12 protein-coding genes and 1 tRNA gene are annotated in these 12,265 nt (G+C 66.0%); 4 read left to right on the top strand and 9 right to left on the bottom strand.

The features are described 5' to 3' along the window. Positions 1 to 71 precede the first annotated feature (71 nt). The 3 genes from NGR_RS13260 to NGR_RS13250 all read right to left on the bottom strand — a co-directional run bounded on the left by NGR_RS13260 (position 72) and on the right by NGR_RS13250 (position 3,246). Positions 72 to 488 carry an MAPEG family protein gene (locus NGR_RS13260; RefSeq protein WP_012706959.1) on the bottom strand — a complete coding sequence of 139 codons (417 nt, stop codon included), beginning with the start codon at positions 486 to 488 and terminating at the stop codon, positions 72 to 74. An 81-nt stretch (positions 489 to 569) separates the two neighbouring features. Then, on the bottom strand, positions 570 to 2,072 hold the full coding sequence (gene guaB / locus NGR_RS13255) for an IMP dehydrogenase (protein WP_164924178.1): 1,503 nt from the start codon (positions 2,070 to 2,072) through the stop codon (positions 570 to 572). Positions 2,073 to 2,262: 190 nt separating this feature from the next. Continuing rightward, positions 2,263 to 3,246, bottom strand: a complete 984-nt coding sequence (locus NGR_RS13250; protein WP_164924177.1) for an MBL fold metallo-hydrolase — start codon at positions 3,244 to 3,246, stop codon at positions 2,263 to 2,265. 177 nt (positions 3,247 to 3,423) lie between these two features. Here NGR_RS13250 and NGR_RS13245 point away from each other — a divergent pair, with 177 nt between their 5' ends. Further along, complete coding sequence (locus NGR_RS13245; RefSeq protein ID WP_164924176.1) at positions 3,424 to 4,833, top strand: DHA2 family efflux MFS transporter permease subunit; 1,410 nt, start codon at positions 3,424 to 3,426, stop codon at positions 4,831 to 4,833. 545 nt (positions 4,834 to 5,378) lie between these two features. Here the strand turns inward: NGR_RS13245 and NGR_RS13235 are convergent. From NGR_RS13235 to NGR_RS13225, 3 genes are read right to left on the bottom strand one after another with little or no spacing between them, the layout of a single operon-like run. Continuing rightward, entirely contained in the window at positions 5,379 to 5,762 is a 384-nt protein-coding gene (locus tag NGR_RS13235) for a VOC family protein (RefSeq protein ID WP_012706955.1), read from the bottom strand. A 3-nt stretch (positions 5,763 to 5,765) separates the two neighbouring features. Beyond that, complete coding sequence (locus NGR_RS13230) at positions 5,766 to 6,503, bottom strand: RlmE family RNA methyltransferase (RefSeq protein WP_012706954.1); 738 nt, start codon at positions 6,501 to 6,503, stop codon at positions 5,766 to 5,768. Next, positions 6,500 to 8,068, bottom strand: coding sequence for a Ppx/GppA phosphatase family protein (locus NGR_RS13225; protein ID WP_164924175.1), 1,569 nt, complete (start codon positions 8,066 to 8,068; stop codon positions 6,500 to 6,502). The genes NGR_RS13230 and NGR_RS13225 overlap by 4 nt, the downstream gene beginning before the upstream one ends. A gap of 302 nt (positions 8,069 to 8,370) precedes the next feature. Between NGR_RS13225 and NGR_RS13220 the strand changes: the two genes are divergently transcribed. Then, positions 8,371 to 8,444 (top strand) — tRNA-Gln (locus tag NGR_RS13220). Positions 8,445 to 8,543: 99 nt separating this feature from the next. Here NGR_RS13220 and greA read toward each other — a convergent pair. The 3 genes from greA to NGR_RS13205 form a co-directional block, all read right to left on the bottom strand. Next, complete coding sequence (gene greA, locus NGR_RS13215; RefSeq protein ID WP_012706952.1) at positions 8,544 to 9,026, bottom strand: transcription elongation factor GreA; 483 nt, start codon at positions 9,024 to 9,026, stop codon at positions 8,544 to 8,546. Positions 9,027 to 9,145: 119 nt separating this feature from the next. Beyond that, positions 9,146 to 9,778, bottom strand: a complete 633-nt coding sequence (locus tag NGR_RS13210; RefSeq protein ID WP_012706951.1) for a Vgb family protein — start codon at positions 9,776 to 9,778, stop codon at positions 9,146 to 9,148. 42 nt (positions 9,779 to 9,820) lie between these two features. Then, positions 9,821 to 11,038, bottom strand: a complete 1,218-nt coding sequence (locus NGR_RS13205) for a hypothetical protein (protein ID WP_012706950.1) — start codon at positions 11,036 to 11,038, stop codon at positions 9,821 to 9,823. Positions 11,039 to 11,132: 94 nt separating this feature from the next. On the opposite strand from NGR_RS13205, the gene NGR_RS13200 reads away from it, so the two are divergent. Both NGR_RS13200 and NGR_RS13195 read left to right on the top strand, forming a co-directional pair. Further along, entirely contained in the window at positions 11,133 to 11,930 is a 798-nt protein-coding gene (locus NGR_RS13200; RefSeq protein ID WP_012706949.1) for a DUF899 domain-containing protein, read from the top strand. A gap of 6 nt (positions 11,931 to 11,936) precedes the next feature. Beyond that, positions 11,937 to 12,245 carry a hypothetical protein gene (locus NGR_RS13195; protein WP_012706948.1) on the top strand — a complete coding sequence of 103 codons (309 nt, stop codon included), beginning with the start codon at positions 11,937 to 11,939 and terminating at the stop codon, positions 12,243 to 12,245. Positions 12,246 to 12,265: the final 20 nt, after the last annotated feature.

Raw genomic sequence — 12,265 nt, 5'->3', positions numbered from 1 at the left:
AAGATGCGGCGGTTCGGCAGGGAGATCGTCTCAGAACTGAGACATTGACGCCGGCAAACGGCAGGCGATCGTCAGTTCATCGCCATCCAGAGGGCAAGCCAAGCCCACATGGCGCCGAGCGTCACAAAGCCGGCCAGGAAGAGAGGGCCACGATACCGAAGCCGATTGCTGGTCACGTGCACGAAGGCGTGCGCGTAGCGGAAGCCGACGAAAATCCAGGCGAGACCCACCGCCAGAAGGCTGTCGGCTTCGGTGACGAAGCAGAGAACGCAGCACACATGGAAAAGCGTCGGCAGTTCGAACTGGTTGGCGATGCTGTTGCGCACGACCAGGCTCTCGCTCGGCTCTCCGCGGTTTTCGCGAAACTGCGACGCCTCCGCCTTGCCGGCGCGGACCACCGCAGACCGGCGCAGCGAGAGAAGCGCATAGAGCATGAAGACGAGCCCGACATGGGCGACCACGGGCCAGAAGATCTCGAACCCCGACATCGGTGCTCCGCTTCAAATTCTCAGATGGGATAAGGGACAGAGGACGGAAGTGGGACGCCGGACGGCGTCCCACTTAAGGTATCAGGCGCCGCCCGGGTAGTTCGGGCTCTCGCGGGTGATCGTCACGTCATGCGCGTGGCTTTCGCGAAGGCCGGCGCCGGAGATGCGGACGAACGTTGCGCGCTGCTGATAGTCCTTGATCGTCGCGCCGCCGACATAGCCCATCGACGCCTTGAGGCCGCCCGCAAGCTGATGCAGGACGCCGCCGACCGGTCCCTTGTAGGGAACCTGGCCTTCGATGCCTTCCGGCACGAGCTTCAACGTGTCGCGAACTTCGGCCTGGAAATAGCGATCCGCCGAGCCGCGCGCCATGGCGCCGACCGAGCCCATGCCTCGGTACGCCTTGAAGGAGCGGCCCTGGTAGAGGAAGACCTCGCCCGGGCTTTCCTCGGTGCCGGCGAGCAGCGAGCCGACCATGACGGCGGAGGCGCCGGCGGCAATCGCCTTGGCGAGGTCACCGGAATACTTGATGCCGCCATCGGCGATCACCGGAATGCCGGAGGCCTGTGCGGCCTCGACGGCCGCCATGATCGCAGCAAGCTGCGGTACGCCGACGCCAGCGACGATGCGCGTCGTGCAGATAGAGCCGGGACCGATGCCAACCTTGACGGCATCGGCGCCGGCGTCCATCAGCGCCTTGGTGCCATCCGCCGTCGCGACGTTGCCGGCCATGATGCGGACCGAATTCGACATCTTCTTCACCCGGGCGACCGCGTCGAGCACGCGCTGCGAATGGCCGTGGGCGGTGTCGACGACGATCAGGTCGACGCCGGCGTCGATCAGCCGCTCGGCGCGTTCGAGGCCGTCGTCGCCGACGCTGACTGCCGCGGCGGCGCGAAGCCGCCCTTGCGAGTCCTTCGAGGCGTTCGGGTTCAGCTGCGACTTCTCGATGTCCTTGACCGTGATGAGGCCGACGCAGCGGCCATCCGGATCGACGACCAGGAGCTTCTCGATCCGGTGCTTGTGGAGGAGACGCTTCGCCTCCTGCTGGTCGACGCTCTCCTTGACGGTGACCAGGTTCTCCCGGGTCATCAGCTCATAGATCTTCTGGGAGGGGTCGGAAGCGAAGCGGACGTCGCGGTTGGTGAGAATGCCGACAAGGCGGCCCTGCGTCTGGCCGCCGCTGCCGCCGTTTTCCACGACCGGGATGCCGGAAATGCCGTGCGCCTTCATCAGGCTCAGGGCATCGGCGAGCGTCGCGTCCGGACCGATCGTCACCGGATTGACGACCATGCCGCTTTCGAACTTCTTGACCTGGCGGACCTCTTCGGCCTGCTCGGCCGGCGTCAGGTTGCGGTGGATGACGCCGATGCCGCCGGCCTGGGCCATGGCGATTGCCAGGCGTGCCTCGGTGACCGTGTCCATGGCGGCGGACAGGATCGGCAGGTTGAGATCGATGTCCTGGGCGATGCGGGTGGCGATGTTCGTCTGGCCCGGCATCACTTCGGAATGTCCCGGCTGGAGCAGGACGTCGTCGAAGGTCAAAGCCTCCAGACCGGTTGCCGTTTCGATGATGCGCGCCATGGCCAGTTCCTCTTCGAATATACGAAAATCCCCGGGGACCATCAGCGACTTGTCCACCGGGTGACTTCAAAGCTTGTCTTGGAAGTTGGCGAGGGCTCGTAACACGGATATGTCAGAATGAAAATAGTTAAGGCCCGGAATTCTCCCGGGCCCCGCAAATTTGTTGCTGCAGCGCAACAAGATGCTGAAATCAGATGTCGAACTGGTAGGTCGCCGGCACGAAGCGGTAACCCTGGTCCTGCCGCTCGACGAAGCCGACGGCCGGGAACGGCATGTGATAGCCGATGAAGGGCAGCCGATCGGTTGCGATCATGTCGAAGACCTTGCGCCGTGTCGCGCTCGCCGCGGCCTTGTCCATGTCGAAGCGGACCTCCCAATCCGGCCGCTGCAGCGACAGGACGTAGTGGTTGGCCGTATCCGCGGTCAGGATCAGCGCCTTGCCCTCGGATTCGAGGCGGTAGATCATATGTCCCGGGGAATGGCCGAAGGCGGCGATGGCCGCGATCCCCGGCACGACCTCGACACCGTCGGCGATGAACGTGGTCTTTTCCGCCAGCGGCGCGACCTTGGCAAGCACCGCCTTGTGGCCGTTCTCGGCCGGCGTGCCGACGCGGGCCGCATCCTTCCAGAAGTCGAACTCGACTTGGCCGGTCACATAGCGGGCGTTCGCGAAGGCCGGCTTGCCGCCTTCCGTGAGGCCGCCGATATGATCGCCATGCATGTGGGTGATGACGATGACCGAGACCTGCTCGGGCGTGTAACCGGCGGCGCGGATGCCGTCCGCGAGTTTTCCGGTCCCGGCCGCCCGACCGCCTTCGCCGAGCCCGGTGTCGAACAACACGATCTCCGACCCGGTATCGACCAGGACCGGGGAAAAGCCGTTGATGAATCCGCTGCCCGGCAAAAAGTTCTGTTCGAGCAGCGCGGTGACGGCTTCCGCCGGCTGATTGGTGCCGTAGGTCTCGTGCGGATTGTCCGAGGCGCGCGTGCCGTCGCTGATCACCGTCACCTTAAAGGTACCGAGCCTGAACGTCTTCAAAGCCGCATCCTTGGTCATGGCGTCCTTTTCTGCACTTTCCTGCGCATTCGCAATTCCGGTCAAGAGGCCCGGCGCCGCCAAGGCAGCCGCCCCTGCCCCGAACAAGGTTCGGCGCTTCAGGTTCTGTGTGATCATTGATCGCTCCTGTTGATTGGCGCTGCCCCTACTGTCGTGCGCCGGCAGGCAAGAAGTAGCGGCCTTGACAGAAAAGGTCAGCCGGATCACAGGCTTTTGATCTGCAATCGCCGGTTTTGCCCCGACAAAGCCACCGGAACCGTCTACCGGACGCCGACCCCGCATCCAGAGCCTCTCATGAATCGCATCGTCCCGATGATCCTCGCTGTCGCTCTCTTCATGGAGCAGATGGATTCCACCGTCATTTCGACGTCGCTGCCGGCGATCGCGCATGATATCGGCGTCGGGCCGATCACGCTGAAACTGGCGCTCACCGCCTACATGGTGGCGCTCGCGATCTTCATTCCCTTGAGCGGCTGGATGGCCGACCGCTTCGGTGCCAAGCGCATCTTCCGCGCGGCGATGCTCGTCTTCATCGCCGGCTCTGTCTTCTGTGCCGCCGCCGACAGCCTGCTGTCCTTCGTTCTCTCACGCTTTCTTCAGGGCATGGGCGGCGCGATGATGACGCCGGTGGCGCGCCTCGTGCTGGTGCGCGGCACGCCGCGCAGCGAGCTCGTCTCGGCCATGGCGCTGCTCACCATCCCGGCCCTTGTCGGCCCGCTGGCCGGCCCGCCGCTCGGCGGCTTCATCACCACCTATTTCTCCTGGCACTGGATCTTCTTGATCAATGTGCCGGTCGGTATTGCCGGCTATGTGCTCTCGGGCATCTACCTGCCCGAGATGGAGCGACATAACCCGCCGCCGGTCGATATTCTCGGCTTCCTGCTCGGCGGCATCGCCGCGTCGGGGATCGTCTTCGGCCTTTCCGTCATCAGCCTGCCGGCCCTGCCGCCGGCGGTCGGCATCGCCTCCGTCTCGGCCGGCGTCGCAGCGACCTTCCTTTACATCTTCCACGCCCGCCGCCATGCCGCCCCGGTGCTCGACCTCCGGCTGTTTCGCGACAGCGCCTTCCGCGCCGCCTCGATCGGCGGCACGGTCTTCCGCATTTCCGTCGGCGCCGTGCCGTTCCTGATGCCGCTGATGCTGCAGATCGGTTTCGGACTCAATCCGTTCCAGTCGGGGCTGATCACCTTCATCGGCGCCGTCGGCGCCATTACCACAAAATTCCTCGCCCGCCGCGTTCTCGCCTTTGCCGGCTTCCGCACGACGCTGATCATTGCCGCCGTCATCGCCGCCGCCACCACGTTCACCAACGGCTTCTTCACGCCGGCGACGCCTTACCTCGTCATGATCTCGATCCTGCTTATCGCCGGTTTCGCCCGCTCCTTCTTCTTCACCAGTGTCAACGCGCTCTCCTTCGCCGATATCGACGACGCGGACGCCAGCAAGGCGACATCGATGAGCGCCGTGCTGCAGCAGATCAGTCTCGCTTTGGGCGTGGCGGTGGCGGGCGCGATCCTGGAAATCCAGACGGCGATCGGCGGCGGGCCACTGGCGCTTGAAGATTTCCACATCGCCTTCATGATCATCGCGGTCGCCAACGTGCTGGCGGCGATCCCCTTTCTGACCATGGCGAAGAATGCCGGCGCTTCCGTCTCCGGCCATCGAAAGGCGCTCAGGGAAGCCGAGGCGACCGCGGGTAAGTGACGTTCAATAGAGCGGGATGAGGAAAAGTGTGTGCGGTTTTCCGCCCGCATCCCGCTCTAGAGCCTTTCCTGGTTAAATTGAACCATTCTGTTGGCTTAAGCGGAGTGGAATGTTTGCTCGGCTGGCGCGCGGCGTAGCCAACGCATACGGCCAAGCCAGCCGAGCAAACAGGCCGCCCGCTTCAGCCAACCCGAAGGGCCGGGCATCTTTCCGCCAGGATCAGAGGCGATCGCCTCGGCCGTACCTTCGGGTACGACCTTCGACAATCGCCTCTGCCCTGACGAAAACCTGCTCGGCAGAATGCTTCAATTTAACCAGGAAAGGCTCTAACCTGTTGGAATCGATCACGTTCATGATTTTAGGTCGGTCTGACCTAAAATCATCGTGATGTAAGGCCGCGGATGCCGTAGTGCTGCAAAGCCAATGCAGGAACGAGGGGGTCGCCGCGAGTCGATCTCCCTCCTTGTGGGGGAGATGCCCGGCAGGGCAGAGGGGGGTGGGCTCCGCCAACCGCCCTCACAAAGCCGCCCGGGCAGCATCGTGCTCTATTCCGGGCGCTCGCAGACGGCGGCAATCTTGTTGCCGTCGAGATCGCGGACCCAGGCGCCATAAAAATGCGCGTGGAACGGCCGCAACCCCGGCGCGCCCTCGTCGGCACCGCCGGCAGCCAGCGCCGCCGCATGGAAGGCATCGACGGCGCCCCGCGTCTCGGCCGCGAGCGCGATGCTCACGCCGTTGCCATAGGTGGCAGGCTCGCGGTTGAACGGGGTGACCACCCAGAAGCGGACGCGCACATCGCCGTCTGCGCCGTAGCCGATCTCGGTTTCGTCCTGCCGCTGGCGGCGGTAGCCAAGGGTCGGAAGCACGGCATCATAGAACGCGCCAGCGCGTTCTAAATCGTTGGTGCCGACCGTCACGTAAAGCAGCATCGACTACTCCGCCGCGGCGTCTTCCGCCGGCTCTTCGGTTTCAGCCTTCCGGCGCCCCTTGAACCCCTTGGCGAGCAGGAACATCTCGACCGATTCGGTGCGCGACGAGGCGGGCTTCACGTGGATGACCTGGCTGAAATTCTGCTTCAGCATGTTGAGAAGGTCGCGTTCCGTGCCGCCCTGGAAGGTTTTTGCGAGAAAGTGCCCGCCCTTGGCCAGCACGTCGACGGCGAAATGCGCCGCCACCTCGCAGAGATGCATGGTGCGCAGATGGTCGGTCTGGCGGTGGCCGGTGGTCGGCGCCGCCATGTCGGAGAGGACGAGGTCGGGCGTCCCGCCGATCGCTTCCTTCAGCTTTTCCGGCGCCTCAGGATCGAGGAAATCCAGCTGCAGGAAGCGGACGCCCGGGATCGGGTCCATCTCGAGAAAGTCGATCGCCGCCACACGCGGGTCCGCGTCGGTCGAGTTCGTCACCTTGGCGGCGATCTGCGACCAGCTTCCGGGTGCGGCGCCGAGATCGATGATGCGGCGGGCGCCGGCGAGAATCTTGTGCTTCTCGTCGATCTCCAGCAGCTTGAAGGCCGCCCGGGCGCGATAGCCTTCGAGCTGGGCGCGCTGCACGTAGGGATCGTTGATGTGCCGCTCCAGCCAGCGGCGCGACGACGCCTTGAGCTTGCCCTTCTTGACCTTCTGGCCGAGCTTGCGGCCGCTGCGGTTGCCGCCGATCGGGGATTTCGTCATGCCTTGTTCCCTTCGTGGGACCGCTGCCGCTCATCGCCGGCCTGGGTGGAGCCGCGCTGGTGACGGCGCGGCCGTCCCCGGCGCCAGGCACCGTCGTCGGCCATCATGTCGGTAAGCAGGCCCTCGCGCAGTCCGCGGTCGGCGACGCGCATCCGCGTCGACGGCCAGCGGCGGCGGATCGCCTCGAGGATCGCGCAGCCGGCGAGCACCAGATCGGCGCGATCCGGGCCGATGCAGGGATTGGCGGCGCGTGCCGCGAAATCCCAGGAGAGCAGACGCGCCTGCATGGCCGAGACCTCGTCGTCGGAGAGCCAGAGCCCATCGACGCGGCGGCGATCGTAGCGCGGCAGATCGAGATGGACGCCGGCAAGCGTCGTCACGGTGCCCGACGTGCCAATCAGATGGAAGCCGCTGCCGGAAGCGCTTTCCAGCGCTTCGACCGACGGGCCGTCGAAGCGGTCCAGCATGCCTTCGACCTCGCGCACCATCGTCTCGAAGCTCTGCGGCGTGACATGCTCGCCGCCATGGCGCTCGGAAAGGGTGACGACGCCGACGGGCAGCGAGGTCCAATGGGTGATGTGGTTGGCAAGCCGGCTCGAGCGGTTGTCGCCGATGCGGATCACGGCGATTTCCGACGAACCGCCGCCGATGTCGAAGAGCACGACCGACTTGGTCTCGCGGTCGACGAGCGACGAGCAGCCGGAAACGGCAAGGCGCGCCTCGGTCTCGCGGTCGATGATTTCGAGATCGAGGCCGGTCTCCTCGGCGACGCGCTTCATGAAGATCGCGCCATTTTCGGCGGCGCGCGCCGCCTCGGTGGCGATCAGCCGGCGGCGGCGGATCGAGCGGGCGTTGAGCTTGCCGGCGCAGATCTTCAGCGCCTCGACGGAGCGCTCCATCGCATCGTCGGAAAGCCTGCCGCTGGCGCCGAGGCCCTCGCCGAGCCGGACGATGCGGGAAAAGGCATCGACGACGCGGAACTGCCCCGGCCGGGTCGGCTGCGCGACCAGCAGCCGGCAATTGTTGGTGCCGAGGTCGAGGGCCGCATAGAGCGGCACGGGCGGTTCGCTCGGCGCCAGATAAGGAGCCCGCACGTCATCCTTGCGCGGCGGTTGCGGCGCGACCGATGTCTCGCGCAGGCGCTGGCTGTCGGCGGGCCGCTCGGCCGCAAGCGGCTTGCCGCCGGATGTCAGCGGCCGTCCCTGCAGGCCGCGCCGCTGGCGCGCCTTCTTGCTGCGCTTCTGGCCCTTCTTGTCGGTGATCGATGTCTCGTGGGCCGCGGCTGCGCCGGAAGCGGCAGCGGGCACCTGGCCTTGCGGCCTTGCGGCCTTCGAACGGCGGCGCCGCTTGCGCTTGCGCGCCGGCTCCGCTTCGTCCAGTGCTGCGGGACGCCCTGCTTCTCCGGGAAGCCCGGATCGGCTGGCAATTGCAGACGGCGAACCGGACGGCTTGCGCCGCCTCCGTTTCCCCTTGCCGCCGCGCGGCACAAGCTTATGCGCCTCGCCACGACCTGCTGCCGACGCCCCGGATTCAGACGGCTTTGCGCCGTGTTCGGGGTCTTTCACTTGTCTCAACCATCGCGCCGCGCGAAGCCTTCCGGCCGCTCAAGGCGCTCTCTCGATTTTGCGTTGGCGCGACTGTACCAGCGCCGCCCTTTTTCGCCAAACTTTTTTTAAGGCGCGGATTCGCCCGCCTCCGAGCCGCCTCGGCGGCCCGAAAATCGGCGCCCCGCATCCGCCTCAGCGAAACGCAGCTGGCCTTCACCACAGGGAGGCCGCATTTTTTTGCCAAAGGGTATTTGCATCGGCGGTTGTTTTGTTTATAAGCCCGCCACACCGACGCGGGCGACCACACCGCCGGCGGGCCTTGGGGAATAGGTTAACGGTAGACCAGCGGACTCTGACTCCGTTAGTCCTGGTTCGAATCCAGGTTCCCCAGCCACTTTCCTGCTTTTGATTGAATTCGTTGTCCAGTCTCGACGGCGCACGGAGTCACGCGACTCGCCCTCCTCAAAGGGCGCTGACGAGCCCGAAGGGTGCTTTAAGAGATTGCCACAATCTCGAGCTCTTGATCGCCTATGCTCACGACTTCGCCGTTCGCTTTGCCCAGGAGAATCCTCGCGACCGGGGACACATAGGAAATGGACCCGAGCTTCGGGTCCGCTTCGTCTTCTCCGACGATGCGATAGGTCTGCACCCGCCCATCATCACGGCTGAAGGTCACGGTGCTGCCAAAAGCCACAGTTTCGCCTGAGGTCGGATCGGGGACGAGCTGAGCCGTGCGGACTCTTTCGGCAAAGTAGCGCAGATCACGCAGCGGCCCGGCAGCTTGCCGCCGTCGCTCGTTCGCGTCTTCGATCGCGCTTGCAGCAGAATAACCCTCGCGAGCCTGTCGGAGCTGCGATTCCAAAGCCTTCAATCCCGCTTTCGTCACAAGGTTCGGGTGTGGTGAAATCGGGCGGTCAGGCAGCAGAGTTTCCGATGCCGTTTCGGCGCTTTCTTCCTTGGTGAAGGCAACGCTCAATATGGGACTCCGTTTGGACGTGCTGCACTTTCACAGCTCGTAAAGAGGAACTGGCAACCGACCATACGACGATAACCGACGTACCGCCACTATCGAGCTGTCGGCAAACCGCGACGAGCTCACCTCGGCTTCTTCACCACCCTCACCTTGCCGCTCTTTCCGCCGCCGCAGAAGAGCCGGTCGCCGCCGTCGGATTCGAGGCCCGATACACCGATTCCCTCCGGCATTTCGAGCGTCTCCAGCACCTTGCCGGTTGCCGGATCGACCCTTCTCACCTCGCTCGCGTCGTCCTCCCAGGTGCCGTGCCAGAGCTCGCCGTCGATCCAGGTGACGCCGGTGACGACGCGGTTGGACTCGATGGTGCGGAGAATGGCCCCGGTTTCGGGGTCGATCTGGTGGATTTTGCGGCCGCGATGCTGGCCGACCCAGAGCGTTCCTTCGGCCCAGGTAAGCCCCGAGTCGCCGCCGGCGCCGGGCGCCGGGATAGTCGAAAGCACGCGGCCGGTCTTCGGGTCGATCTTCTGGATGCGGTCCTCGGCGATTTGATAGAGGTGCCGCCCGTCGAAGGCCGTGCCGGCATGGGCGGCGACATCGATCGCGCGCACCGTCTCGCCGGTCGCCGGGTCGAAGGCGTTGAGCTTGTCGCCGGATGCGAACCAGACGTGCTCGCCGTCGAAAGTGACGCCATGCACGTTGTCGGCACCCGGAAAGGGTCCATATTCGCGGAGAATTTCGGCCTGGGAATATTTCATGCGTGCAGCCCTCGTTTCAGAAGATCGTTTGATGCGCAGATCCTAGTCGCCCGGCAGCGGACCGGGGAGTAACAAGATTGTCGGGAATGCCGGCACCGGCGGGGTCATCCAGCGACGCGCCCGGCCGAGGCCGAATGACCGGACCTGGTCGGAGGCCGCCAGCGCTTCCAGCGCCCGCTGCACCGTCCGCGGGCTGGCGCCAAGGGCAATCGCCAGCGCCGAACTCGACCATGCCTCGCCATCGGCAAGAAGAGCGAGCACCGCCGCATGCTGCCCTTCGACGGGCGGCGCCAGCACGACGACCTCGCCGGCCCGCGGCGCAAGGGCAAAGCCGCGCTTCGTCGCCCTCACCTCCGCCAGCGTCGCAAGCTCCGCCCGCAGCCGGCCGATCTCGACGCGCAAGCGCGCGCGATGCGATTCATCGGCATGTTTCGCCCGGAAGGCGCGCGCGACGAGCGTGCCTCTCGGCACGTCACCGGGCCAGGCTTCGGCGAGCGCGCGGGCCAAGGCGAACAGGACCGGCCGCGTCTCGAGCGACACCACGGTGCCTTCGCCCCGCAGCACATGGCGGCAGGCGTCAACGACAAGCGCTTGCGACGCCAGCAGCGCTTCGACCTCCTCGAGCAGGAGGGGACGCGCCTCGCCCTGCGCGATCAGCCGTGCCGCAGGCGTCTCAAGCACGAGAGACGCGCTTTCGACCTCCGCCGCCAGTGCGGGGATGTTGGCCTCGCGCGCGGCTTGTCCGGCGCGCGCAAGTGCGGCCCGGGCTGCCTTCGTCCTGAGGCGCCGGATTGCAATTCCGGCAACCGCCAGCTCGTAGGCGGCCCGCGAGGCGGGCGGAAGCGGTGCGGGGTCGATGTCGGCGAGGGCGCGCTCGGCCCCGTCGAGCCGGCCGACCAGCAGCAGGCGCCGCACCTCGAGATTGCGCGCATGCGCGGCATTCACCCAGTCGCGGTGTTTTTCAAGCGTCGCCAGCGCCGCGTCGAGCGCCTTGGCGGGAAAGGAGAGATCGCGCGAGACGAGGGCGATTTCTGCCTCGGCGACGACGCATCTGGCGCGCGCCACCGCCTCTTTCGGGCCGAAGGCGCGAGTGGCATTCTTGAGGAGGACCTTGGCCCGGGCGAAGTCGCCGAGCTGCGCCATGGCGATGCCTCTCAGCGCCAGCGCCGGTGGGTCGTCGCGCAGCGCAACCCGCTTCAGGGCGCCGAGCGGATCGCCTGTCGCCAGCGCGCGGGCCGCCGCGGTGATCAGCGAATCCATCGAAATCCCGTCATACTTGTAACTCCCGCCCCTTCCACATCCGGCGTTAACTCTATCGCGTGAACCATCGAGCCGAAAGAAGGAGAAAAGTGCGATGACGGAACACAGGACCGGGACACGGGAAGAATGGCTGGCAGCGCGGCTGGAACTGCTGGAGGCCGAGAAGGAGCTGACACGCCGGAGCGATGCGCTGGCGCGGCAGCGCCAGGCCTTGCCGTGGGTGAGGATCGACAAGGATTACCGGTTCGAGACCGACGCGGGGAGCGCCTCGCTCAGGGAGCTCTTCCGAGGGCGCTCGCAGCTGCTCGTCTATCACTTCATGTTCGGGCCTGATTACACGGCCGGGTGCCCGTCCTGCTCCGCGATTGCCGACGGGTTCGACGGCATCGTCGTCCATCTGGAAAACCACGACGTCGCCTTCTCGGCGATATCCCGCGCGCCGCTCGACAAGCTCGAGGCCTACAAGCGGCGGATGGGCTGGAGCTTTCCCTGGGCGTCCTCGAACGACGGCGACTTCAACCGCGACTTCAGCGTCTGGTTCACCGCAGACGAGCAGCGCCAGGGCCGCATCGAGTACAACTTCCGCCGCGAGCCGCCGGCACCCGAGCCACTTGCAGGAAAGACCGTGCAGGAATGGCAGTTGCGCGGCAGCGAAGGACCGGTCGCCCAGATCGCGGCGATGACCGGGACGGACGTCGCCACCTATACCCGCGACCGGCCGGGCCTCAGCGCCTTCGTGCTCGACGACGGCGTCGTCTATCACAGCTATTCCAGCTATGCGCGTGGGCTGGACGGCCTATGGGGCATGTACCAGTGGCTCGACCGGGCCCCGTTGGGACGCAACGAGACCGGTGTCTGGTGGCGCCGCAACGACGAATATGGCCAAGGCTGAAGCTCCATGTTGCGCCACGCCGACAACTCGAAGGGGACGCCGGCCGCAGGCAGCGTATCCGACGCTGCCCCGGCTGGCATCACCGCCACAGACGTCGCCGCCGACTGGCTGTCCCTCGCGGCGGCGCCGACTTTTGCTATCATGGCGCTGCTTGCCGGCGTTCTCGGCGGTCCGGCGGACATGCTCTGTTCGTCCGCGGGTGACGCGCCAGCCATCACCGGCATGGTTCCGATGTACGTGCTGATGAGCGCCTTCCATTCGGCGCCCTGGCTGAGGCTGATCTCCGGCCAGCGAAGACCCGCATGCCGGTCCTGATGCGCCGTTTTCGCGGTGGC

Origin of the sequence: Sinorhizobium fredii NGR234 (assembly GCF_000018545.1) — a bacterium.
GTDB classification, from domain to species: Bacteria; Pseudomonadota; Alphaproteobacteria; order Rhizobiales; family Rhizobiaceae; genus Sinorhizobium; species Sinorhizobium fredii_A.
Note: the sequence above shows the minus strand (reverse complement) of the source record. Positions and strands in the feature narration are given on the sequence as shown.

Bases quoted from the DNA above. Each gene is read 5' to 3' on its own strand.
- NGR_RS13260 (WP_012706959.1), bottom strand. From the start codon at position 488: ATGTCGGGGTTCGAGATCTTCTGGCCCGTGGTCGCCCATGTCGGGCTC.
- guaB (WP_164924178.1), bottom strand. From the start codon at position 2,072: ATGGCGCGCATCATCGAAACGGCAACCGGTCTGGAGGCTTTGACCTTC.
- NGR_RS13250 (WP_164924177.1), bottom strand. From the start codon at position 3,246: ATGATCACACAGAACCTGAAGCGCCGAACCTTGTTCGGGGCAGGGGCG.
- NGR_RS13245 (WP_164924176.1), top strand. From the start codon at position 3,424: ATGAATCGCATCGTCCCGATGATCCTCGCTGTCGCTCTCTTCATGGAG.
- NGR_RS13235 (WP_012706955.1), bottom strand. From the start codon at position 5,762: ATGCTGCTTTACGTGACGGTCGGCACCAACGATTTAGAACGCGCTGGC.
- NGR_RS13230 (WP_012706954.1), bottom strand. From the start codon at position 6,503: ATGACGAAATCCCCGATCGGCGGCAACCGCAGCGGCCGCAAGCTCGGC.
- NGR_RS13210 (WP_012706951.1), bottom strand. From the start codon at position 9,778: ATGAAATATTCCCAGGCCGAAATTCTCCGCGAATATGGACCCTTTCCG.
- NGR_RS13205 (WP_012706950.1), bottom strand. From the start codon at position 11,038: ATGGATTCGCTGATCACCGCGGCGGCCCGCGCGCTGGCGACAGGCGAT.
- NGR_RS13200 (WP_012706949.1), top strand. From the start codon at position 11,133: ATGACGGAACACAGGACCGGGACACGGGAAGAATGGCTGGCAGCGCGG.
- NGR_RS13195 (WP_012706948.1), top strand. From the start codon at position 11,937: ATGTTGCGCCACGCCGACAACTCGAAGGGGACGCCGGCCGCAGGCAGC.